A 23,203-nucleotide genomic window follows, 5' to 3' on the forward strand; every position below is an offset into this window, starting at 1 on the left:
CTTCGCTCGGAAGCGCCCTAGGCGGCATGGAGATTGGTGGCGGCCATGATCGCGAAGGCGGCATCGAACATTTTCATCGTCACGGCATCGTCACGCCGATCCGGATCGGTGACGGCGTAATAGAGCGCGCGACGGAGAACCGGGATCGGCTCGTGCGGATAGGCCCTGCAGATCGAGGCCGCCAGTTCGTCTCCGTCGCGGGCGAGTCGGGCCGCCGCCTCGATCGCGATCGACAGCTCTGCGACATGCGGATCAATCATGTTGACCTCCTCGTTTCTCCAGAGGCTCGGGACTGAGAACCGGCTCGCCCATCTCGCCGATATCGTCCTCCTCGCCGGCCGGGCCGCCCGTCTCGGTCGCGAGCGCGCGAACGGCCCTGCGCAGGGTGGGGTAGATCTCTACGCTGGGCCCATCGAAACCGCGCTCGGCCAGCCAGTGCTTCCATTCGGTGGCGCGCCCGGCGCCGACCAGGCGGATGCCGCGCTGCCGCAGTGCATCGGCGATATCGCGCAGGGTGAACAGGCCCGTAATGTCGATGCGCGTCATCGGCAGCAGGTCGATGACCACGGCATGGAGCGGCGTGGGCGCCGCCGCCACCGCTGCCAGCAGTTCCTTGCGGAATTGGCCGGCATTGAAGAATACGAGCGGTGCGTTGAAGCGCAGGATGACCAGCCCGGGCACCGGGCGCGCCGTCTTGTGGCGGCCGAGCGCGTGGAACCCCGGCAAGCCCTCGACGCTGCCGAGACGATCGACGCCCGGGCGCGCGGTCAGCTGGATGAAACGGAGCAGGGCCAGCACGACGGCGAACAGCACACCCTTGGTGATGCCGAGGCCGACGACACCGAGCGTGGCGAGAACCGAGATCGCCGCCTCGATCCGGTCGGCCCGCCAGATCTGCCGCAGCGTCGTCAGATCGATCAGCGAGAGGCCGGCGAAAACCAGCACGGCACCGAGCGCCGCCAGCGGCACATAGCGGAGCGGCCAGGTGAGGGCGAGGAGCACCACGCCGACGATCGCCGCAGCGACGAGGCCGGTGAGCTGGGTCCGGCTGCCATTGGCGTCGCCTACGGCCGTGCGCGAATCGGCGCCGCTGATCGCGAATGTCTGGGAAAGCGCGGCCGCCAGATTGGAGGCACCGAGCGCGGCGAATTCCTGGTCGGCATCGACCTCATAGCCGTTCTTCGCGGCGAAGGACTGGGCGGAGAATATGAGGCTCGCATAGCTGACCAGCGCCAGCGCGGCGGCATTGGGCAGGAGATCGGGCAGGTCGGCGAGCCCGGCGCTTGGAAACGCGAAATGCGGCAGACCGCCAGGCACCGGCCCGAGCGTGGCGAGCCCCAGGCGATCGAGCCCGAGCAGCGCGACGGCGGCGGCGGCGAGCGCCATCGCCACAATGCCGGACGGTAACGCCGGGAGAAGGCGCGGCAGCAGCCCGACGATTGCGAGCGCCGCGAGCCCGATCCCGACGGCGACCGGAACGGCCTCATGCGCGCGGCGCAGTGTCTCGAGCGCCAACGCCAGCCCGTGGCTCTGGAGCGGAATGCCGGTGAGCTTGCCGAGCTGGCCGAGGATGATGGTGAGCGCAATACCGTTCAGCAGGCCGACGAGGATCGGTTTCGACAGAAAATCGGCCAGCGTTCCCAGGCGCAGCAGGCTCGCGATCAGGCAGATCAGGCCGGCGAGCAGGGTCAGCATGGCCGCGAGCGCGGCGTAGCGGACCGGATCGCCCAGAGCGAGCGGCGCGACAGCCGCGGCGAGCACGGCGCAGGTCGCCGCATCCGGCCCGACGATCAATTGCCGCGACGAGCCGAAGACGGCATAGACCAGCGGCGGCACGAAGCAGGCATAGAGACCGTATTCCGGACGAAAGCCGGCCAGCTCGGAATAGGCGATGCCGACGGGGATCGCCACCGCCGCGACCGCGATGCCCGCCCTGAGATCGGCGGGAAGGTCGGCGCGATTATAGTGGCGCAGCGCCGTGATCCCCGGCGCCCAGCGATCGACGCGGGCGATGGCGCCGAGAAGACGGCCGACCACGCCCTCTCTCGCCTCGTCTGCGCTGGTCATGCCGAAACCCCTGCCGGCGGCACGGTTGCGCCGAGGGATGGCGGCGGCGCCTCGGCTGCTTTCCGGTCCCGCTTCAGGCCATAGAAGGTCGAATAGAGCACCGGCACGAGAACCATGGTCAGCAGCGTGCCGTAAGTGAGCCCGGCCATGATCACGACGGCGAGGCCGACCCAGAATACATCCGACAAAAGCGGGATGACGCCGAGCACGGTCGTGCCCGCCGCGAGCAGAACGGGACGGAGCCGCGAGACCGCGGCCTCGATCGTGGCGTCGTATCGGCTGAGGCCACGGCCGATGCCGGCATTGATCTCGTCGAGCAGGACGAGTCCGTTCTTGATCATCATGCCCGCGAGGCTCATCGCCGCCAGCAGCGCGACGAAGCCGAACGGAACGCCGGTGACGAGCAGCCCGAATATGACGCCGGCGAGCGCGAACGGTATTGTGAGGGCGATGACGAGCGGCGGCCGCAGCGCGTTGAACAGCGCCACCATGATGAAGATCGTGATGCCCAGCGCCGGGATCGCGCCGGGGAGCAGCGAGGCCTGGCTCTTGGTGCTGTTTTCCTGCTCACCACCCCATTCCATGCTGTAGCCGGCCGGCAGCGGCAGCGCCTCGATCTTCGACTTCACATCCTGGTAGAGGGTCGGAAACGTCTTGCCGGGCGCCGCATTGGCCTGCACCGTCAATGTCCGCCGGCGATCATAGCGCGCGATCACCGCCTCCTGCGGCGCGACGAGGACTCCGTCCACGACCTGCGCCAGCGGAACGCTGCGCGTGCTCTCGATGCCGCGCACGCCGAGCACGTCGATGTCGCCCGGCCGGTCCCGTTCGCTCGCCACGTTGCGCATCACGATCGGAACCAGTTCGTCACCGTCGCGGAACAGGCCGATCGGCAGCCCGTCATAGGTGCGCCGCGTCGTGCGGGCGAGGTCCTCGCGACTGACGCCCGCCCAGCCGGCACGGATCGGGTTATAGTCCGGCCGCACCTCCAGCACCGCCTGGCGCCAGTCGGTCTGCATCAGTCCGGAATCGGGGCTGGCGCGCAGGATGGCGAGGACTTCGTCGCCGAGGCCACGCAGGACCGCTGGGCTCGCCGTGCCGGGACCGCTGATGCGGAGCTCGAATTTCCAGGTATCGCCGGGCCCGACGCCGAACTTGCGCAACGGCGTCAGCGCGGTCGGATAGTTCTGCGCCAGCCAGGGCTGCAGATCGGCGATCAGGCCATCGATCTCGCCGAGCTCATGGACGTTGACGACGAGTTGGCCATAGGCCGAATTCTGGGATTCGGGCTCGACCGGCAGGTAGAAGCGTGGCGGGCCGGCGCCGACGAAGGTTGCGACGTCGGCCACGCGTGGATCGGCGCGCAGATGCTGGTCGATCGCGGCCAGATCGGCCGAGACGCGCTCGATGCGGGTGCCCTCCGGCATCCAGTAGTCGACCATGAATTTGGTCATGGCGGCATCGGGGAAGAACAGCTTGGTCACACTGCCGAAGGAGCCGAGCGCCGCGATCAGCACGGCAACCGCGATGGCGATCGTGGCGAAGCGGAAGCGGATCGCGAGATGCAGGAGGCCACGGAAACCGTCGAAGAATGGGCCGCCAAATGCTTCGGCGCTCGGGTTCTTGGCCGGTTTCAACATGGCGATGCATTGCAGCGGCGTGACCGTGACGGACAGCACCCAGGAGATCAGCAGCGAGATCGCGACGACCGAGAAGAGACTGGCGCAATATTCACCCGCGCTCTCCTGCGAGGCGAAGATCGGATAGAACGCCATGACCGCAATGATGGTGGCGCCCAGCAGCGCCATCGCCGGCTGGCTCGCCGCCTCGACCGCCGCCGCCCTTCGTTCCATGCCCTGGTTGATGCGCACGGCATAGCCGTCGGCGATGACGATCGCATTATCGACCATCATGCCGAGCGCGATCACCAGCGCGCCGAGCGACATGCGCTGCAGGTCGATGCCGAATATGCTCATCAGCAGGAAGGTCGCCATCACGGTCAGCATCAACGCCGTGCCGATGACCACGCCCATGCGCCAGCCGGACGGCACGGTGAGCACCACGAGCACGATGACGATCGATTCGAGCAGGCTGATGAAGAAGCCGCGCACCGACTGGTCGATGGTCTCCGACTGCCAGTTGACCTTTTCGACGCCGACGCCGATCGGCAGGTCCAGCACGAGCTCGGCGAGGCGCTTGTCGACCGCCTTGCCAACCGTGACGACATTCTCGCCCGGGCGGTTGGTGATGGCGATGCCGATCGCCGGACGGCCGTTGAAGCGCATGATCTGCGTCGGCGGATCGACATAACCTTCGCGAACCGTGCCGACATCGCGCAGCCGGATCACCTCATTGGTGCCGCCTTGCGATTGCCGGCTGGCATTCTGCAGCAGGTCGAGCGCGGTCGGCTGCAGGGCCAGATCGCCGATCTCCTCGGCCAGGCTGAACGTGCCCGTCGGCGCAATGCGCAGCTTGCTGTCGTTCACATACATCTGGCCGCCATCGACGACCGCGTTCTGCGTGGCGAGGCCGGCGGCGATGGTCGCCTCGGAGATGCCGAGCTGCGCGAGCTGGCTCTGGCTCACGTCGACATAGATCTGGCGGTTCTGAACGCCCCAGAGATCGACGCGGGCAACGCCGGGAACGAGGCTGAGCTCGCGCTTGAGATCGTCGGCATAGGTCTTGAGCTGGCTCGGCGAATAGCCGTCGCTGGTGACGGCGAGCAGCAGGCCGAACACATCGCCGAAATCGTCGATCACCTGCGGCTTGCCGGCGCCGGGCGGCAACTGGCGCGCGGCTTCATCGACTCGGGCGCGAACCTTGTCCCAGATCCCCGGCAGTTCCTCGGAGCTGTAGGAGGCCTTGATGTTGACCTTGATCCGCGAGCTGCCGGCGCGCGAAAAGCTCTCGAGCGAATCGAGCTCCTTGAGCTTCTGCAACGAGATTTCGAGCTTGTCGGTGACCTCCTGCTCGACCTCCTCCGGGCTCGCCCCCGGATAGCTGGTCATCACCACGGCGGTCTTGATCGTGAATTCCGGATCCTCGAGCTGGCCGAGCGTGAAGAACGCCGCAACGCCCCCGATCAGGATCAAAGCCGCAGCAAACCAGGTGGCGGTCGGACGATCGACGGCGAATTCGACGATCTTCATGATTTCGACCCTTCGACAGGCTTCGCGGGCTCGGCCGCTTCGTCGGGCAGGCGCACGATTTCGCCATCGGTCAGGCTGTTGGCGCCGGCCGTCACCACCCATTCACCCGCTTTGAGACCCTGAGTGACCTGGATGCCGCCCTGGACGACGCGGCCGACCTCGATCGGCCGCAACGCGACCTTGTCCGTTGCCGGGTCGACGACCCAGACGGCAAGCGGCGCCTTGCCCGGCTCGAGCGGGCGCACGGCGATCGGCGGCACGACGATCTGCTTCGCCGCCTCACCTTCGTTGACGCTGGCGACGCGGAAACTGCCGGCCATGCCGGGCAGGATGGTGAATTTGGCGTCGGAGGACTGGTCCATCGCGATCGTGACCGGGAATGTGCGTGTCAACTGCGACGCTTCCGTGCCGATCTCGACGACCTCGCCTTTCAGCACCAGACCCGGATAGGCGTCGAACCGCGCTTCGATCGAACCGACAAGCGGCACGAGGGTGATCAGCGTCTCCGGCACGTCGATCACCGCCTCCAGACGGCGCATGTCGAGCAGACGCACGATCTGCTGCTGGGCGCGGATTTCCTCGAACACTTCGGGATAGACCGCGACGACGCGGCCCTCGAACGGCGCCTTAAGGACCGTCTGCTCCAGATCGATCTGGGCGCGGCGCAGGGCGGAGCGCACGGATTGGACGCGTGCCGCCGCCCCCTCCCGGGCGCTCAACGCATCGTCGCCGCGCGCCTTCGGATAGGTGCCACTCTTCACCAACGGCATGACGCGCTCATACTGGTCGGACTTCATCTGCAGATCGGCATTGGCCTGATCGAGATCGGCCTGAAGCCGTGTCACGTCCGACAGATAGGAGCTCTCGTCCAAAGTGGCCACGATGGTGCCCGCTTCGATCCTCTGGCCGACGCGCACCGGCAGGCTGGCGATCTGCCCCGAGACGCGGAAGGCCAGCATCGCCTCCTGCGCCGCCTTGGCGAGGCCCGGGAACTGGCGCTGGCCGAGTGCGGTCGCGACACCGACCTGCATCGCCGAAACCGGCCGCGGCGGCGCGGGCGCCTTCGCCTTGTCCTGGTCGGAACAGCCGCTCGCGATCAGCAACAGGCCCATGCCCGCCGCGACGGCCACAAGTGCGCGCAGACCTTGCCTCGGCGCTGTCATGCCGACCTCGACGACATGGCCTCCGACCCGGGTGCGATGATATGGCAAACGAACAATCAGTTCAGCCTCCTGTCACCGGGCAGTTCAGTCGGGCGAAAGAAAATAAAACTGCGGGTCACATTCATAATATTACTGCACCGCAACATCTCGCGAAGAATTCATATTGAATTCTAGAGGATGCAATCGACCTATAATTGATCAGCATCAATGTTCATCGACGTTGAACTTGCTCTATCTGATACGCTTAAGAGCGGAGCGAGCCAATGTCCGTCGTACCCATTCGTTATGATCGGGTTCTATCGATCGTCGGCGACGTGCTGCGCGTTGCGCTGCCAATGCAGACGCGCGACGATCCGGCCGGGCCCCGCTTCGGCGATCTGGCGCTGGTTCAGGAAGGCGGCAGCGGCCCGAGGCTGGCCCAGGTCGTGAAGATCGCCGAGGGCGAAGCCTCGCTTCAGGTCTTTCCGGGCACGCGGGGGCTGTCGACCCGGGCGCAGACACAGTTTCTCGGCCATGCACCGCGCGTTCCCTTTTCGCCGAACATTCTCGGCCGCGTCTTTTCCGGCGCAGGCACCGTCGTCGACGGCGGCCCGGCCCTCGACCAGGAGCCAGACGTCGAGATCGCCGGTCCCTCGGCCAATCCGGCCCGCCGGGCGCTGGCCTCGCGGATGATCCGCACCGACGTGCCGATGATCGACGTGTTCAACTGCCTGGTCGAAAGCCAGAAAATCCCGATCTTCTCCACGTCAGGCGAGCCGCACGACACATTGCTGGCGCGCATCGGTATCCAGGCCGATGCCGATGTCGTCGTCTTTGGCGGCCTCGGCCTGACCTTCGACGAATATTGGCGCTTCCGGACTGCCTTCGAGGATGCGGGCGTGTTCGGGCGCACCATCATGTTCGTCAACCAGGCCTCGGATCCAGTGCTGGAACGGCTTCTCGTCCCCGATATGGCGCTCGCCGTCGCCGAGAAATTCGCGACCGAGGAAAAGAAGCGCGTTCTCGTGCTCCTGACCGACATGACCGCATTTGCCGACGCGCTCAAGGAAGTCGGCATCGCGCTCGACCGCGTCCCCTCCAATCGCGGCTATCTCGGCGATCTCTATTCGCAGCTCGCGCGCCGCTATGAGAAGGCGGCCGTCTTTCCCGGCGCCGGCTCGGTAACGATCCTCTCGGTCACCACCATGCCCGGCGGCGACGTCACGCATCCTGTGCCGGACAATACCGGCTACATCACCGAGGGGCAGTTCTATCTTCGCGGTGGCCGCATCGACCCGTTCGGCTCGCTGTCGCGCCTGAAGCAGCACGTGATCGGCAAGGAAACGCGCGACGACCACAGCGCCGTCATGAACACGATGATCCGCCTCTATTCCGGAGCGCGGGATGCGCAACGCAAGCAGGCCATGGCGTTCGAGCTCTCCGATCTCGATCATCGCTCGCTCAAGTTCGGCCAATTGTTCGAGGCGCGCTTCATGGATCTCGCCGTTTCCATGCCGCTCGACGAGGCGCTGGATCTCGGCTGGAAGACCATGGCCGAGTGTTTCCCGGCCGAAGAACTGCTGATCCGCCAGGCGCTGATCGACAAATACTATCCGGCAAAGGCCTCCTGATCATGGCCCGCGTGCCGCTCAGCAAGTCTCAATTGCGCAAGGAAAAGGAGAACCTCGTCTCCTATCGGCGCTATCTGCCGGCGCTCGATCTGAAGCGCCAGCAATTGATGGGCGAGCGCGCCCATGCGGTCCGTGCGATCCGCGAGGCGGAGGACAAGGTCGCCGGCGCAGCGGCAAAAGCCGGGGCGGCGCTGCCCATGCTTGCCGACAGCCGCATCGACGTCGCGGGCCTCGTCACGCTCGGCAAGGTCGAACTGGGCACGCAGAATGTCGCGGGCGTCAGCCTGCCCGTGCTTCAAGCGGTCGAGATCATCCGCGCCCCCTATGGAAGGATGGTGCGGCCGCATTGGGTCGATGCCGTGGTCGAGCGGCTGGAAGCCGCCATCCGGCTGCGCATCGAGGTCGATGTCGCACGCCAGCGCCTCGCCAAGCTGGAAAAGGCGGTCGCGACCACGACGCAGCGCGTCAATCTCTTCGACAAGGTGCTGATCCCGGAGGCCGAGGCCAATATCCGCCGCATCATGGTCTATCTCGGCGACGCCGAGCGGGCGGCCGTCGTCGGTGGCAAGATCGCCAAGCGCCAGCGCGCGGCGGGAGGTGCCACATGAGCATCGTCGCCATGCAGAAAGTGGCCGTCTGCGGCCCGCTCCCCGAAAAAGACGCCGTGATCGAAGCTCTGCAGCGCCTCGGCGTCCTGCATCTGATCCCGCTCACCACGGCCGATCCGCTCGCCCCGACGGATGCGGCCGAGCGAAACCTGGCGCGGACGGCCTTCCGCCATCTGACGGAATCGCCAGAGCAACGCCGCCTCTATCGTCCCGGAACCGCCTTCGATTTGACGGCGATCGTCAGAGAGATCACCGAAAACCGCCGCAGGCTTCGCCGTCTGTCGGACCGGCGCGACGAGCTGATCCAACGCATCGGCGATGTTTCCATCTGGGGCGACATCGAATTGCCTCCCATCGACGCGCTCGGCGGGGAGCGGTTCTGGTTCTATGTTCTGCCGATCAAGGAACGGGCGGCGCTCGACAGGCTCCAGCTTCCCTGGGCGATCGTCGGCAAGGACACGACGCATATCTTCATCGTGGTCGTGACGCCGGAGGAACCCGCTGCCGACCTGCTGCCGGTGCCGCGCACGCATTTCGGGGCCCGGCCGCTGCACGAACTGACGGCGGAACTCGACGAGCTCGAGATCGACCTCGACAAGGCAAGGGCGGAGCGCGGTGAACTGACCCGGTGGCGATTGCTGCTCGGCGCCGAACTCGCCGGAGCGGAGGATGCCGACGAGCGGCGCGACGTCGCGAGCAAGACGCTGGACACGGACGGCCTGTTCGCCCTCCAGGGTTGGGCGCCCGCCGAGAGCGTCACGGCGATCGAGCAACTCGCCCTCGACCAGCACCTCGCCGTGCTCGCGGAGTCTCCGACGGCGGACGACAAGCCGCCGACCCTGCTGCGCCCGCACGATGCCCGCCTCGGCGGCGGCGCCGATCTGACCAATTTCTACACGACCCCGGCCTATGGCGCCTGGGATCCGAGCTTTATCGTCTTCACCTCCTTCGCGATCTTCTTCGCCATGATCCTCGCCGATGCGGGCTATGCCGCGCTGATCGGCCTGATCGTCGTCTGGTACTGGTCGCGCATGGGCAAGACGGAGAGCGGCCAGCGGATGCGCGTCATGCTGACCGTGATCGCCGGCGCGTCCTTCATCTATGGCGTGCTCGCGGGCTCCTATTTCGGCGTCGCGCCGCCCAAGGGCGGTTTGCTGGCGAAGCTCGCGATCATCGACGTGACCAATTTCGACGAGATGATGAAGCTCTCCGTCGTGATCGGAGCCGTCCATATCGGCATCGCGCTCGCGGCGACCGCCTGGCTCGGACGCCACTCCCTCAAGGTGCTCGTGCCGATCGGCTGGCTTGCGGTGATCGCGGGCGGGCTGTTGATCTGGCTCGGCGGCGGCGCCTTCGCCATTGGTGGCCCGGCCATCCTCATCGCCGGCTTCGTTTCCGTGTTCATTGGCGCCGCCTCCGGCCGCGTCATCCGGACGAAAGCCGACTGGCTGCTGCGGTTCAGCGACGGCTTCATGGGGCTGACCGGCATCACCAAGCTGTTCGGCGACATATTGAGCTATCTGCGCCTGTTCGCCCTCGGCCTCGCCAGCGCCTCGCTGGCGACCACCTTCAACGGCATGGCCGCCGGGCTCCAGATCTCGCGCCCTGGCCTCGGCCTGCTCGCCTCGATCCTGATCCTGCTGTTCGGGCACGCGATCAACTTCGTCATCGGCATCATGGGCGGCGTCGTCCATGGCTTGAGGCTCAACTACATCGAATTCTTCGGCTGGGGCCTCTCGGAAGAGGGCTATCCGTTCCGCGCATTCGCCAAGAGGGAGATCCCCGAATGAACGAGCTCATGGTCATACTCGGCTGGCTTGGCGTCTTCGCGCCAGTCGGTCTCGGCGCGATCGGCAGCGCCATCGGCGTCACCATCGCCGGACAGGCCGCGATCGGGGCAATGCTGGAAACCGACAGCGGCTATGGCCGCTTTGTCGGCGTCGCGGCGATCCCCTCGTCGACCGTGATCTATGGCATCGTCGTCATGTTCTCGCTGCAGCGGACCATCACGCCGGAAAACGGGGCCGGCCTGTTCGGCATCGGCATCCTGACGGGCATCGCGCTCGCCTATGCCTCGGTCTGGCAGGGCAAGGCCTGCGCCAGCGCGATCGCCGCGTCGAAATCAAAGCCCGAGATCTTCGGCCTTTCGCTGGCGCCGGCCGCGATCGTGGAAGGCTTCGCGGTCTTCACCTTCGTGTTCGCGCTCGTCCTCGCCGGCAATATCAAGGGCTGAGGAAAACCATCATGGCCGCGCAGATCCAAGCCCAGAAGACGGAATCCGGCGTCGAGACACTCATCGCACGGTTGCGCGATCAGGGCGTCGCCGCCGGGCGCAGCGAGGCCGAACGCCTCAAGGCGGAGGCCGAGGCCGCGGCGCGCGCCATTATCGACGGCGCCGAGAAGGAAGCGCAGGCAAAGATCGAGGCCGCCCGGAAGGAGGCCGAGGCCTTCCGCCGCGCGGGCGAGGATGCGCTGAAGCAGGCAGCCCGCGACATCGCGCTCGAACTGAAGGAGCGGCTGGCCCGCCGCTTCGCCGACGATGTCGGCAAGGCGGTCTCGGATGCGATGCGCGACGAGGACATGCTGAAACGGATGATCCTCGCCCTGGTCGGTCGCGTCCGCACGGAGAGCGGCGCCGACCAGTCCGCCGATATCGAGCTGCTGCTGCCGCGCGCCGTCATTGGTCTCGACGACCTCCGCCGCAAGCCGGAGGAACTGCGCGAGGGCCCGCTCACCCGTCTGGTAGCGGCCTTCACGGGCGAGATGCTGCGGGAAGGGGTGCGCTACGGCCGCGCCGAAGACGGCACTGGCGGCATCACGATCGTGCTCGCCGATCGCGGCGTCTCGATCGACGTCACAGACAAGGCCGTGGCCGACGCGCTCCTCGCCCATATGCAGCCGCGGTTCCGGGCGATCCTCGAAGGGGTGGTGTCATGATCCCGCGCACCGAGCGCTATGTGATGCTGATGGCGAGCCTGCCCTCGATCCGGCTGCTCGGCGAAAAGGCGCTGCCCATCAACCCGGCCCGCCTCACCGAGCGGATGAAGCTGTTGGAGCCGGAAGATCGCGACGAGCTCATGACCATCGCCTCGATCCTCTCATGGAACCGCATCGACACGGGCGACGACGATGCCGCCTATGTGGCGCGCGCCGAGCGCATCCTTTCCGCGATCCGCAGCGCGACGCTGCGCGAGGCGGCGCTCGAAAGGCTGGAGATCCGCACGCTCATCGCCGCGCTGCGCCGCCGCCATGCCGGCGAGGAAGCACCGGCCGCCGGCACGGTCTGGGGCATTGGCCGTCACGTCGAAACGATCCGCCGGAACTGGACGCAGCCCGATCTGGGCATGGCGCGCTTCTACCGCTGGGTCGGCCCCGCGCGCGAAAAGCTCGAAGCGGGCGACAGCGTCGGGCTGGAAAGGCTGATCCTCGACGTCACATGGCAGGCCGCCGCCCGACATGAATTCGGCCATGAATTCGATTTCGAGGCCGTCGTTTTCTACCTGATGCGCTGGCAGCTCGCCGATCGCTGGGCGCGCTACGACGCCGACGCGGCCGCGATCCGTTTCGCCGAACTGCTCGATGCCGCCCTTCCCCCCATGGCATCCCTCGAGGTGGCGGCATGACTGAATCTCCCACCGCCAGCATCACAGCCGTGCAGGAGGACATTGTCCGCCTGCGGCTCGACGATGCCGCCACCGGTCGTCTCGTCAAGAACGAGGTGATCTATATCCTCCCCGCCCGCGAGCCGGAGCAGCGGCTGAAGGCCGAGATCCTGCGCATCGACGGCGACCAGGCCGACGCGCAGGTGTTCGAGAGCACGGGCGGCGTCGGTCTCGGCGATGCCGTCGAGCAATCGGGCCGGCTTCTCTCGGTCAGGCTCGGCCCCGGGCTGCTGGGGCGCGTCTATGACGGGCTGCAGAACCCGCTCGAGGCGCTCGCCATCGGCCACGGCGTCTTCCTGCCGCGCGGCGTCGAGGCCCCCGGCCTCGACCCGGAGGCCAAATGGTCATTCACCGCCACGCGCCGTTCGGGCGACAAGGTGCGCGGCGGCGATGCGATCGGCACGGTTCCCGAAGGCCCGATCACCCACAAGATCATGGTCCCCTTCGACCTCGACGAGACGCTGGAGATCACCTGGATCCGCGATGGCAGCGTGACGGTGAACGAACCGGTCGCGCGGTTGAAGGCCGCCTCCGGCGCCGAGCGCGAGATAACGCTCGCCCAGGACTGGCCGGTGCGCGAGCCGCTGCCGCGCCGCATCGTCACCGCCGGCTATTCGAGCCGCCTCTATCCCGATCAGCCGATGATCACGACGCAGCGCATCATCGACGTGTTCTTCCCGATCGCGCAGGGTGGGGCCGCGTGCATCCCCGGCCCGTTCGGCGCCGGCAAGACCGTCCTGCTCAACCTGATCGCCCGTCACTCCGACGTCGACATCGTCATCCTCGTCGCGTGCGGCGAGCGCGCCGGCGAGGTGGTCGAGACCATCTCGGAATTTCCGCGCCTCAAGGACCCGCGTACCGGCGGTTCGCTGATGGACCGGACCGTGATCGTCTGCAACACCTCGTCCATGCCCGTCGCCTCGCGCGAGGCCTCGATCTATACCGGCATCGCGATCGGCGAATACTACCGGCAGATGGGCCTGCGCGCCCTCGTCATCGCCGACTCGACCTCGCGCTGGGCGCAGGCCATGCGCGAGACCTCCGGACGGCTCGAGGAAATCCCCGGCGAGGAGGCATTTCCCGCCTATCTCGACAGCGCGGTGAAGAGCGTCTACGAGCGCGCCGGCGTGGTGAAGACCAATGATGGCTCGGTCGGCGCGCTCACCATCATCGGCTCCGTATCGCCGGCGGGCGGCAATTTCGAGGAGCCGGTGACGCAGTCGACACTCGCCGCGGTGAAGTGCTTCCTCGGCCTCTCCTATGACCGCGCCTATCGCCGCTTCTATCCGGCGATCGATCCGCTGATTTCCTGGTCGCGCTATCGCGGCCAGCTCGCCGCCTGGTCAGCGCAAAACCTCGCGCCGGACTGGAGCGAGAAGGTGGAGGCCATGACGGCGCTGCTCGCGCGCGGCGACGAGGTCTCGCGCATGGAGCAGGTCACGGGCGAAGAAGGCATCAGCCTGGAGGATTTCGTCGCCGCCGAGGCCGCCCGCTTCCTCGACATGGTTTTCCTGCAGCAGGACGCATTCGACGCGGTCGACTCCTCCTCGCCGATCGCGCGCCAGCAGGCCCTGTTCGACATGGTGCACCGGCTCACGACGCGCCGCTACGCCTTTGCCGACAAGGAAGCAGCCCGACAGCACTTCACCAAGCTCATGGGATTGTTCAAGAATCTCAATTATGCCGCCACGGGATCGAGCGAGGCGCAAAGACTCGCGACCGAGATCGAGACGCTCGACAAGACGGCGACATAGCAGCGGGGCCCGAAAGTCGCATCGGCCGGCGAGGGCCTTGAGGCGGCGGCACTTGCACAAGCGAATGCGTTATTGTACCAATCGGTCAACTCAATAACGATAGGTACAGTCATGCGGACTTTCTTCGCCCGCCACCAGCCGCGCCAGCCCTTGCATCACGCCGTCATGGCCGGGCTCGGAGGCGTGATCGCTATCGGCTCGATCGGCCTCTTCACCATCTATGCGCACAAGCCGCTCGTCATGGCGCCCTTCGGCGCGAGCTGCGTGCTGCTGTTTTCGGTACCGGGCAGCCCCCTGTCGCAGCCAATGAACGTCATCGGAGGGCATGTCGTCGCGACCCTTGTCGGCCTCGTGCTGCGCTTGCTGCTGCCGAACGAATGGTGGGCCGTGGCACTGGCGGTCGGCCTCGCCATCGCGCTGATGTCCGCGCTACGCGTCACGCATCCGCCGGCGGGGGCCGATCCGCTGGTGGTGTTCGCCGCCGATCCCGGCTTCGGCTTCCTGATCCTGCCCGTCCTGTCGGGCGCGGCGGTGCTGGTGGCCCTGGCGACGCTGTTCCACCGGGCGAGCGGCACGGCCTATCCGGCGGGAAAAGCCTGATGGCCCGCCTGATCGCCGAGCGCTCCGATGTCGTGCCCGTGCTCGCGGAGATCTTCCGCCGCTACGGTTTCGAGGGGACGAGCCTCGCCCGCATAACCGAGCAGACCAGGCTCGGAAAGGGCAGCCTCTATCACTTCTTTCCGGGCGGGAAGGAGGAGATGGCCGAAGCCGTGCTCGCCCATATCCGCGACTGGTTCGAGGCCGAGATCTTTCGCCCGCTGGAAGAGGACCCTCCAGACGAGGCGATCGAGCACATGTTCGCGAGCGTCGACGACTATTTCCGCTCGGGCCGCCGCATCTGCCTCGTCGGCGCCTTCGCGCTCGAGGAAACCCGCGATCGCTTTGCGGCAGCCGTGGGCAACTATTTCGAACGCTGGCTCGCGACACTGTCGACCGCGCATCAGCGCGGCGGAATGGACAAGGAAACCGCCGACCGCCTGGCGCGCGATACGGTGGCGGGCATCCAGGGCGCGATCGTGCTGGCCCGCGCCCTGAACGATGAAACGCACTTCACCGCCGTCCTGAAGACATTGCGCCGGGCGACGAACGAGGCATAGTTGCCCAAGGCGAATCCGCCCTGGCGGGCGCCGGCAACACCGGCGTCCCAAGCCCAATCGGGCGGCCGATCGTCCCTCTTCAGGCAGCCGGCGGAGCGGGGGCGAATTGATCGAAGGCTTCGAGCGCCTTGGCGGCATACATGACGCTGGGACCGGCTCCCATGTAGATCGCCACCGCCATGGTCTCCAGGATCTCCTCCCGCGACGCGCCTTGTTTCACGGCGGCTTCGGCATGGAAGGCGATGCAGGGATCACAGCGGACCGCAACAGCAACGCCGAGCGCCAGCAACTCCTTGGTCTTCGTGTCCAGCGCGTTCCCCTTCAGGGAAGCCTGGGCGACAGCCGAAAAGCCTTTCATGACATCGGGAATGCCGCCGCGCACGTCTCGCAGTTTCGCCGAATATTCGCGCGTCATGGCAACCCAATCATTCAACATCTCATAGTCCTTCCCATTGCGAGGGGCGGCAGGGGCGTCGCGGCCTCGATCACGATATTCGACGGCAGCCGCCGCATAGGCGATCCGCCGCACGCATGCGGCAGACCTGACGGTGCAGCTCAGTCGGCCGTCTCCTTCAATTTCCGGATGCCCAGCCGCTCCATGACGAGCCGTTCGTAAAACGGCTCGCTCTCGCCCTTCTTCACCTTGTGAATGAAGTATTTCTCGAAGCCGGCCTTGGCGGTGTGAACCCACTTCCCCTTGGCCGACCAGTTGACGTTGCGAGGTGGAATCTGCGGCTCGGCGACGAAGGCGATGCCGGTATCCCCGAAATCGGCGAGGCAGACCGCGTTCCACGTCGCCTCGGTCTTGGGCTGACCGCCGCGCAGCAGCGCGCCGATATTGCGCGCCGTCGCCGTCACCATGGATTCGATCATGAATCCGGTCTTGGGAACTCCGACAGGAACCGGCGTCGGCCCGATCGGCGGAATGGCGACGCAGACGCCGATCGCGAAGATGTTCGGAAAGGCCGGATTGCGCTGGTGCTTGTCGATCAGGACAAATCCACGCGGATTGGTCAGCCCCTCGATACCGCGCACTGCCGCAACACCACGAAAGGCCGGCAGCATCATCGAAAAGGAGAAGGGAAGATCATGCGTCCTTGCGACCACGCCGCCGTCCGCCATTTCCTCGACCTTCATCGCGCCAGCGGCGACGGACGCGACCTTTGCATTGGTGATCCATTTGATATGACGGTTGCGGAATTCGCTTTCGAGCAGCCCTTTCGTGTCACCGACGCCGTCGAGACCGAGATGGCCAATATAGGGCTCGGCCGTGACAAAGGTCATCGGGACCTTGTCGCGAAGCTTGCGGCGCCGAAGCTCCGTGTCGAGGATCAACGCGAATTCATAGGCGGGTCCGAAACACGAGGCGCCCTGAACGGCACCGACGATGATCGGGCCGGGCTTCGCAGCCAGCGCCTCGAACGCCTCATGGGTCTTCACCGCATGGGAAACATGGCAGATCGAATTGGTCTCGCCCTCCGGTCCCAATCCGGGAATTTCGTCGAAGGCGAGCTCCGGACCGGTCGCGACCACCAGATAGTCATAGGTCACGTCCTCCCCCGTATTCATCTCGATCCGATTGTCCTGCGGATGAACACGCTTCGCGCCCTGGTCCAGAAAGCGGACATTGCGCCTGGCGAGAACGGGCGCGAGGTCAATCTCGATCTGCTCGCGTTCGCGCCAGCCGATGGCGACCCAGGGATTGGAGGGAACGAAATGGAAGCGGGCTTCCTGGCCGATCAAGGTCAGGCGGTCATCGGGCCCGAGCTGATCGATCAGCTCGTAAGCCATGATCGTGCCGCCAAGGCCGGCCCCCAGAACGACGATATCAGCCATAGCGATTCCTCCTCGCTGGCGCGCTCAGGCGTCGCGCCTTGTCCTCCCTTCCTATATATTCGAATATTCGTAGATACGCAAATATGAAATCGACGGCGCATGGATGAAGGCTGCCGCATGTGCAGCAACCAGTCGGCTGAAGGCGTGTCCTGGCGCGGGCTCTCGGCTGACGGTCGGATCCCGAGGGATCGGCAAGCCGCCGCAGCGGGTCTGTTCGGCGATCGATCCTTGGGGAACGCGCTGGCCAAAAAGGCTTGGCCCGTCTTTCCCGACGACGCAAGATGCTTGCAGAAGTCGAAGCGACCGGGGTCACGAAGCGAATTGATGCTGGATTGGGTGAGGCCGCGCCTCAGTGGTGCGCGAGAGGATGGGAGGAAGCCTCTCGCGCGGCAGCGCTCGATCGAGCGCGCTGTCCAGCGACTGTGGATCACGATCTGCTGCCGTGTTCAGCAGAACACGTGCCTATGGATCGCTGTCGTCTTGGAGGAGATCGGGCCGCCGGTCGGTCGGACCGCAAACGGCTTTCTGGATCGAGAGGCCGGGCATGAAGTCGATCCGCGCTTCAAGAACCCGGCCTTGCTGGTCAGATCCTGCCGAATTCGGCCAGAAGATCCTCGACCGTCTTGCCCTGCTTGACCCAGGCCCGGGTTGCCTCCTCGCGATCGGCCTGCTCCTTCGCAAGGCGGACGACCTCGGCGGCGCGCGCGAGCGGCACGACGACAACGCCCATGAGATCGGCGACGATGAAATCGCCCGGGTTCACGACGACCCCGCCACAAGCGATCGGAACATTGATGGAGAGCTCCTCCTTGCGGCCGGAAAACATGGTGTGGGTACCGCGCGCCGTGATCGCGCGCGTCCAGATCGGCCAGCCTATATCCTGGAGTTCGTCCGTATCGCGCCCAGCGCCATCCACGATCATCGCACGGATGCCGCGATTGAGCGCCAGACCGCCCATCAGGCCGCCGCAGACGGATGTGTTCTCGTCGCCACCCGCGTCGACGACGATCACGTCGCCGGGCTGCCCCATCTCGAGAGCTCGCAACGGATCGACGAGGTCGCCCTTGGACAGTTGCACGGTGATCGCCTGCCCCGTGACCTTGGCGCGGAAGGCGGGCTTGATGCCGCTATCCATGACGCCCGTGCGATATTGGACGTCGGCAAAGATCGCCGCCGCCGAATAGCTCCCGATCACCGCATCGAACTGGGCCAGGAGATCGGGGCGACGCTCGAAATCGTTGAATTCCTTAAGCATAGGCTTTTCCTTCCGGCGCCAGCAGCGCGGCAGCGTTAACGGGATTTCGTGGCGCCTGGCCCGTCAGCACCCGCGCCACCTCGCTCGCGGCGATTTCCCGGGCGGAGCGGATGGATTCCTCCGAGTAGTAGGCAACGTGCGGCGTCACGACCACATTGGGCAAAGTGAAGATCGGATTGCCGGCGGGCGACCAGTCGGCCAGCTTCGCCGGCTCTTCTTCCGGATCGTCGAGCCCGGCGCCGGCGATCCTTCCCTCGACCAGGGCGCGATAGAGCGCCTTGTTGTCGATGGTCGGACCGCGACCGGTATTGACGACAAGAGCGCCGGGCTTCATGGCCGCGAACTCCGCCTCTCCCAGGAAGTGACGGGTTTCCGCGGTCATCGGGACCTGCATCATCAGCACGTCCGCCTCGGCCAGCAGCGTGGCCTTGTCTACCTGCCGGACGCCCAGAGACTGGGCCACATCCGGCGAGAGGTACGGGTCATAGACGATGAGGTCGACGCCGAAGGGCCGCGCACGGCTGGCAATCGCCTGACCGATCTTTCCAAACGACACGATGCCGACGGTGCGCCCGCGCAGGCGATGGATCGGACTGCCCGACTGCCACCGCCAGATGCCCTGATGGGTCGCCCGATCATAGTCGAACAGACGCCGCGCGAGGGCGAGCCAAAGGCTGATGGCGTGGTCCGCCACCTCGTCCGTGCAATAATCCCGCACATTGGTGACGAGAATGCCCTTGGCCGAGGCTGCCGCGACATCGACGATGTCGACTCCCACCCCGTAGCGGGCGATGACACGGCATCGCTCCATCACGGCAATGGTCCGCGCGCCGACGCGCGCATACTGGTTCATGATGGCGTCGCAGTCGCGAGCTTCCTCGAAGAGGTCGTCCTCGCGCTTGGCCTGCAGCGCCACGACCTCCGCGCCGGCGGCCTCGAGAATGTGCCGCTCAATGTCGACGTCGCCATAGTCATAGTCGGTGATCACGACCTTCGGCTTGCGATTCATCGCCGATGTCCTCTTCGCTGGATGATCAGACATAGGCTCCGGCCGAATAGGTCAGCTCGTAGGAATGGCTGTAGAGCTCGAAGACATTGCCGAAGGGGTCCTCGACATAGACCATCCGATACGGCTTCTCGCCGGGGTAGTAGTGGCGCACCTGCTGCATGCGCTGACGGCCACCCATGGATTCGATCAGCTTGACGCGTTCCTCGAGCTTCTCGTCCTGCAGGCAGAAATGAAACAGTCCCCGACGCCAGTATTCGAAGGGCCGCTCTTCAGCGACGGTCTGCGGGAATTCGAAGAGTTCGATGCCGATACCATCGCCGGTCGAAAGATGGGCGATGCGAAAGCTGCCCCAGCCGGCGCCGAAGACGTCATCGCACATCTGCCCGATCGCGCTATCGTCCTGATGGACCGTGGTGGGCGGCATGATCACGTAGAAATCGAAGCATTTGGAATAGAACTCGACCGCCCGGTCGAGGTCAGGGACGGTGATACCGATATGGGAGAAGGTAACGGCGGCCATGGGTCGCTCCTTTCAAGTCAGAGAATGCTGCGGATGATGCCGCCTTCGATGCGGTAGGCGGCGCCGTTGGAGGCGGGCGACGAGGCGACGAAGGCGATCATGCGCGCCACCTCGTCGGGCTTGACGAAACGTTGGATCAGCGAGGTCGGCTCGTCCTGGCGGAAGTAGCTTTCGATGACGCCGTCCATCGGCAGGGACTTCGCTGCCGCGAGGCCGCGAAAATAGGCCTCGACGCCGTCGGTCCATGTCGGACCCGGCAGAACGGCGTTGACCGTCACCGCCGTGCCCTTGGTCAGCTCGGCAAGGCCGCGCGTGAGGCCGATCATGGCCGTCTTGGTCACGGAATAGTGCACCATCTGGGGCAGCGGCTTCACCCCGGCTTCCGAGGCGAGATTGACGACGGCGCCCGTGCCGCGCTCCAGCATCGCCGGAAGGATCGCGCGGGTCATTCGAACGGCGGTCAGCACGTTGACATTGAAGTAGTGCAGCCAATCCGCGTCGGTGATCTCCTCGAACGGCTTGACGGAGAATATGCCGACATTGTTGACGAGGACATCGACGGCGCCATCACGCTTCGCGAAGTCGAGCAGCGCGTTGGCCCCTTCCGCGGTCGCAATATCCGCCGCCAGGCCGCTGACCGCGCCATGGGGCGAGAGCGACGCGATGGCGGCTGCGACCTCGGTCTCGGTGAGGCCGTTGATGACGACCTCGGCGCCTTCGCGAAGAAAGACCTCCGCCGTCGCCCGCCCGATTCCGGTGGCCGACCCGGTGACGACCACGCGCTTTCCCTGAAGATTGAGATCCATCTGTCTACTTTCCTGCCACTGCCTTGCCGGTCGTCGTATTGCCGGTCGTGGTCTTGCCTGAGGAGGACGGCCCGGGCTGCGTCGCACCAGCCGCGCGCTTGCCCAGCCCCGAAAGCCGGCGGATCGATCGGGCAATCTCGGTGCGCCACATGTCCACGCCCACGGCGATCAGGATGATGAGCCCGAGAACGACGTTCTGGACCGCCGAAGGCACGGCGTGGAGGTTGAGCCCGTTCTGCACGATGACGATGGTCAAAGCGCCCACCAGCGTGGACAGGATGTTGCCCCGGCCGCCAATGAGACTGGCACCACCGACCACCGCGGCCGCGATCGCCTGCAGCTCGAAGGTCTGGCCATAGTTCGGCGAGCCAGAGTTGAGGCGGGACGCCATCAGGATGGAACCGACGGCCGTCATCAAACCCGCGATCGTGAAGGCATAGGTCTGCACGCGGCGCACATTGATGCCCGAGAGCTTCGCCGCAGCCGGATTTCCGCCGACCGCATAGATCTCGCGGCCGAGGCGGGTATTGTTCATCATCACCGTCGCGGCGCCGTAGAGGACCACGAGATAGAAGAACGGCAGCGGGATCCCGAACAGCCTGCCGTAGAACACCGGCTCGAAATTGGGATCGAGGGAGAAGATCGGCGATCCATTGTTGAACATCAGCGCAAGGCCGCGAAACGCGATCAACCCGGCGAGCGTCACGATGAAGGATGGAATGCGGAGGAAGGCCGTCAGCACCCCGTTCAGCGCACCCAGCGCCGCCCCGATGAGCAGCACGCCGGCCAGAGTGGGCCAGAGCGGATACCCGAACGTCTTCACCACGGTGGCCAGGATCATCGTCAGCAGCGCCACCATCGAGCCGGAACTGAGGTCGATCCCTCCGGCGAAGATGACGACCGTTGCCCCGATCGCGATCAGCGACACGATGGAGACCTGCAGCGCCAGATTGGCGAGGTTGCCGGGATCGAGGAACCGATCCGTCGTCATCGCCACGACGAGAGCCACCAGCAGCATTGCCGCGAGGGGACCCACCAACTGCGCATCGAAGATGCGTCTCATGCGACTTTCCTTCCCTGAATTGTGTCTTCGCCCGTCGCAGCCCTCACCAGATCGGCGTGGCTCAACTCGTTGGGGGCGCGTATGTCCGTGACGGATCCTTGCCGGATCACCGCGATCCGGTCGCTCATCGCCAGAAGCTCATCATGGTCGGAGCTGATCAGCAGGATGGCGCAGCCCTGGGCCGTCAGCTGGTTGATCAGCCGATAGACAGCCAGCTTGGCGCCGATATCGATGCCTTGCGTCGGCTCGTCGAGGATCAGCACGCGCGTCTCGGAGAGAAGCCAGCGGGCGAGCACGACCTTCTGCTGGTTGCCGCCGGACAGATGCCTGACGGACTTGTCCTCGGCTCCACGCGACAATTCGAGAAGTTGGGCGAGCCTGGCGGATTCCCGCTCCTCCCGCTTCAGATCCAGGAAGCCGAAATGCGAGAAACGTGACAGGCTGGCGCTCGAAATGTTCGAGCGTCCGTCGAAGTTGAAGAAGAGTCCGTCCGTCTTCCGGTTCTCCGTGACCAGCGCGAGACCAGCGGCGATCGCATCGGCGGGGCTGCGTGCCTGCAGGCGGCGGCCACGGACCACAACCGTTCCGGCGACGATGGGATCGAGCCCGAACAAGGCGCGCGCAATCTCGGTGCGCCCGGAACCCAGAACACCGCCGAGCCCGAGAACCTCGCCCTTGTGCAGGGTGAAGGACACATCGCGCGCGCCTTTCGCGCTCGACATTCCGCTGACGTCCAGCACGACCTCGGAGGTGACGTTGCATATCTTGGGATAGTGCTCCCTGACGTCGCCGCCGATCATGGCGCTGACGATGGCATCGACCTGGACGGCCGTGTTGCCGGCGGCGCTGACCACACGGCCTCCCCGCATGATCGTCACTTCGTCGACCAGCGCCGTCACCTCGTCGAGGCGATGCGACACGTAGAGAATGGCATGGCCCTTGTCGCGCATGCGCCTGAGGAGCGCATGGAGCTGGGCTATCTCGTCGAGCCCGAGAGCGGTGGTCGGCTCGTCGAGGATGATGAGCTGCGCCTCAGCGGCGACCGCCTTGGCGATCTCGATCAATTGTTGCTGCGCGACCGACAGGGTCGAGGTCACGGCCTCCGGGTCCAGCTCGATATCGAGCTCGGCGAGAACGTCGCGCGACCGGCTGTTCATCGTGTCCCAATCGATCAGGCCGAAGGCCCGACGCGGCCAGCGCCCCAGAAAGACGTTCTCCGCAACCGTGAGACTGGGGACGATCGAGAACTCCTGGAACACCGTGGCGACGCCGAGCGCACGGGCCTCGGTCGGGCTGGCCATGCTAACGGCGCGACCCTTCAGGCGGATCTCGCCGGAATCCGGACGATCAACTCCGGACAGCAGGCGGATCAGGGTCGATTTTCCCGACCCGTTCTCGCCGAGAAGTCCGTGGATGCGGCCGGGCATGAGCTGGATCGACACCCGGTCGTTGGCCTGAACCCCCGGATAGGCCTTCGAAACGGCATCGATGTCCCATAGGGGCTGATCGGAGACGTGCATCGGTTCAATCCTGTTGGAGATGCT

21 protein-coding genes are annotated in these 23,203 nt (G+C 65.8%); 9 read left to right on the forward strand and 12 right to left on the reverse strand.

Annotation, left to right across the window (positions count from 1 at the left end; genetic code table 11):
• Nucleotides 1-17: 17 nt before the first annotated feature.
• From QO014_RS06995 to QO014_RS07010, 4 genes are read right to left on the reverse strand one after another with little or no spacing between them, the layout of a single operon-like run.
• The gene (locus QO014_RS06995) at nucleotides 18-260 is read right to left on the reverse strand and encodes a hypothetical protein (RefSeq protein ID WP_266347960.1); all 243 of its coding nucleotides are present in this window, start codon (nucleotides 258-260) and stop codon (nucleotides 18-20) included.
• Nucleotides 253-2,067 carry a SulP family inorganic anion transporter gene (locus tag QO014_RS07000; protein WP_266347961.1) on the reverse strand — a complete coding sequence of 605 codons (1,815 nt, stop codon included), beginning with the start codon at nucleotides 2,065-2,067 and terminating at the stop codon, nucleotides 253-255. Before QO014_RS07000 ends, QO014_RS06995 begins: the two co-directional genes overlap by 8 nt.
• Nucleotides 2,064-5,216, reverse strand: a complete 3,153-nt coding sequence (locus tag QO014_RS07005; protein ID WP_266347962.1) for an efflux RND transporter permease subunit — start codon at nucleotides 5,214-5,216, stop codon at nucleotides 2,064-2,066. The genes QO014_RS07000 and QO014_RS07005 overlap by 4 nt, the downstream gene beginning before the upstream one ends.
• Nucleotides 5,213-6,379, reverse strand: coding sequence for an efflux RND transporter periplasmic adaptor subunit (locus QO014_RS07010; RefSeq protein WP_266347963.1), 1,167 nt, complete (start codon nucleotides 6,377-6,379; stop codon nucleotides 5,213-5,215). The genes QO014_RS07005 and QO014_RS07010 overlap by 4 nt, the downstream gene beginning before the upstream one ends.
• A gap of 263 nt (nucleotides 6,380-6,642) precedes the next feature.
• On the opposite strand from QO014_RS07010, the gene QO014_RS07015 reads away from it, so the two are divergent.
• The 9 genes from QO014_RS07015 to QO014_RS07055 all read left to right on the forward strand — a co-directional run bounded on the left by QO014_RS07015 (nucleotide 6,643) and on the right by QO014_RS07055 (nucleotide 15,170).
• Complete coding sequence (locus tag QO014_RS07015; RefSeq protein WP_266347964.1) at nucleotides 6,643-7,989, forward strand: V-type ATP synthase subunit B; 1,347 nt, start codon at nucleotides 6,643-6,645, stop codon at nucleotides 7,987-7,989.
• Between the two features lie 2 nt (nucleotides 7,990-7,991).
• A complete protein-coding gene (locus tag QO014_RS07020) occupies nucleotides 7,992-8,597 on the forward strand; it encodes a V-type ATP synthase subunit D (protein ID WP_266347965.1) in 606 nt (201 codons plus the stop codon).
• Nucleotides 8,594-10,387, forward strand: coding sequence for a V-type ATP synthase subunit I (locus tag QO014_RS07025; protein WP_266347966.1), 1,794 nt, complete (start codon nucleotides 8,594-8,596; stop codon nucleotides 10,385-10,387). Before QO014_RS07020 ends, QO014_RS07025 begins: the two co-directional genes overlap by 4 nt.
• Nucleotides 10,384-10,830 (forward strand): ATP synthase subunit C, encoded by a 447-nt coding sequence (locus QO014_RS07030; RefSeq protein WP_266347967.1) that lies wholly within the window; start codon nucleotides 10,384-10,386, stop codon nucleotides 10,828-10,830. The genes QO014_RS07025 and QO014_RS07030 overlap by 4 nt, the downstream gene beginning before the upstream one ends.
• Nucleotides 10,831-10,841: 11 nt before the next feature.
• On the forward strand, nucleotides 10,842-11,534 hold the full coding sequence (locus QO014_RS07035; RefSeq protein ID WP_266347968.1) for a hypothetical protein: 693 nt from the start codon (nucleotides 10,842-10,844) through the stop codon (nucleotides 11,532-11,534).
• The gene (locus QO014_RS07040; RefSeq protein WP_266347969.1) at nucleotides 11,531-12,220 is read left to right on the forward strand and encodes a hypothetical protein; all 690 of its coding nucleotides are present in this window, start codon (nucleotides 11,531-11,533) and stop codon (nucleotides 12,218-12,220) included. Before QO014_RS07035 ends, QO014_RS07040 begins: the two co-directional genes overlap by 4 nt.
• Nucleotides 12,217-14,013, forward strand: a complete 1,797-nt coding sequence (locus tag QO014_RS07045) for a V-type ATP synthase subunit A (RefSeq protein WP_266347970.1) — start codon at nucleotides 12,217-12,219, stop codon at nucleotides 14,011-14,013. The genes QO014_RS07040 and QO014_RS07045 overlap by 4 nt, the downstream gene beginning before the upstream one ends.
• 111 nt (nucleotides 14,014-14,124) lie before the next feature.
• Nucleotides 14,125-14,613 carry an HPP family protein gene (locus QO014_RS07050; protein ID WP_266347971.1) on the forward strand — a complete coding sequence of 163 codons (489 nt, stop codon included), beginning with the start codon at nucleotides 14,125-14,127 and terminating at the stop codon, nucleotides 14,611-14,613.
• Nucleotides 14,613-15,170: a TetR/AcrR family transcriptional regulator gene (locus QO014_RS07055; protein ID WP_266347972.1), complete on the forward strand. Its 558-nt coding sequence runs from the start codon at nucleotides 14,613-14,615 to the stop codon at nucleotides 15,168-15,170. Before QO014_RS07050 ends, QO014_RS07055 begins: the two co-directional genes overlap by 1 nt.
• Nucleotides 15,171-15,249: 79 nt before the next feature.
• Here the strand turns inward: QO014_RS07055 and QO014_RS07060 are convergent, their stop codons facing one another.
• The 8 genes from QO014_RS07060 to QO014_RS07095 form a co-directional block, all read right to left on the reverse strand.
• A complete protein-coding gene (locus QO014_RS07060) occupies nucleotides 15,250-15,606 on the reverse strand; it encodes a carboxymuconolactone decarboxylase family protein (protein WP_266348604.1) in 357 nt (118 codons plus the stop codon).
• 119 nt (nucleotides 15,607-15,725) lie between these two features.
• A complete protein-coding gene (locus tag QO014_RS07065; RefSeq protein WP_266347973.1) occupies nucleotides 15,726-17,006 on the reverse strand; it encodes an NAD(P)/FAD-dependent oxidoreductase in 1,281 nt (426 codons plus the stop codon).
• Between the two features lie 583 nt (nucleotides 17,007-17,589).
• Nucleotides 17,590-18,261, reverse strand: a complete 672-nt coding sequence (locus tag QO014_RS07070; RefSeq protein ID WP_266347974.1) for an RraA family protein — start codon at nucleotides 18,259-18,261, stop codon at nucleotides 17,590-17,592.
• Nucleotides 18,254-19,270: a C-terminal binding protein gene (locus tag QO014_RS07075; RefSeq protein ID WP_266347975.1), complete on the reverse strand. Its 1,017-nt coding sequence runs from the start codon at nucleotides 19,268-19,270 to the stop codon at nucleotides 18,254-18,256. Before QO014_RS07075 ends, QO014_RS07070 begins: the two co-directional genes overlap by 8 nt.
• A 25-nt stretch (nucleotides 19,271-19,295) precedes the next feature.
• A complete protein-coding gene (locus QO014_RS07080; protein WP_266347976.1) occupies nucleotides 19,296-19,790 on the reverse strand; it encodes a lactoylglutathione lyase family protein in 495 nt (164 codons plus the stop codon).
• A 17-nt stretch (nucleotides 19,791-19,807) separates the two neighbouring features.
• A complete protein-coding gene (locus QO014_RS07085; protein ID WP_266347977.1) occupies nucleotides 19,808-20,596 on the reverse strand; it encodes an SDR family NAD(P)-dependent oxidoreductase in 789 nt (262 codons plus the stop codon).
• A gap of 4 nt (nucleotides 20,597-20,600) precedes the next feature.
• Nucleotides 20,601-21,659 carry an ABC transporter permease gene (locus tag QO014_RS07090; RefSeq protein WP_266347978.1) on the reverse strand — a complete coding sequence of 353 codons (1,059 nt, stop codon included), beginning with the start codon at nucleotides 21,657-21,659 and terminating at the stop codon, nucleotides 20,601-20,603.
• Complete coding sequence (locus QO014_RS07095) at nucleotides 21,656-23,179, reverse strand: sugar ABC transporter ATP-binding protein (protein WP_266347979.1); 1,524 nt, start codon at nucleotides 23,177-23,179, stop codon at nucleotides 21,656-21,658. Before QO014_RS07095 ends, QO014_RS07090 begins: the two co-directional genes overlap by 4 nt.
• Nucleotides 23,180-23,203 lie beyond the last annotated feature (24 nt).

It is taken from the genome of Kaistia dalseonensis, assembly GCF_030814715.1.
GTDB lineage: Bacteria > Pseudomonadota > Alphaproteobacteria > Rhizobiales > Kaistiaceae > Kaistia > Kaistia dalseonensis.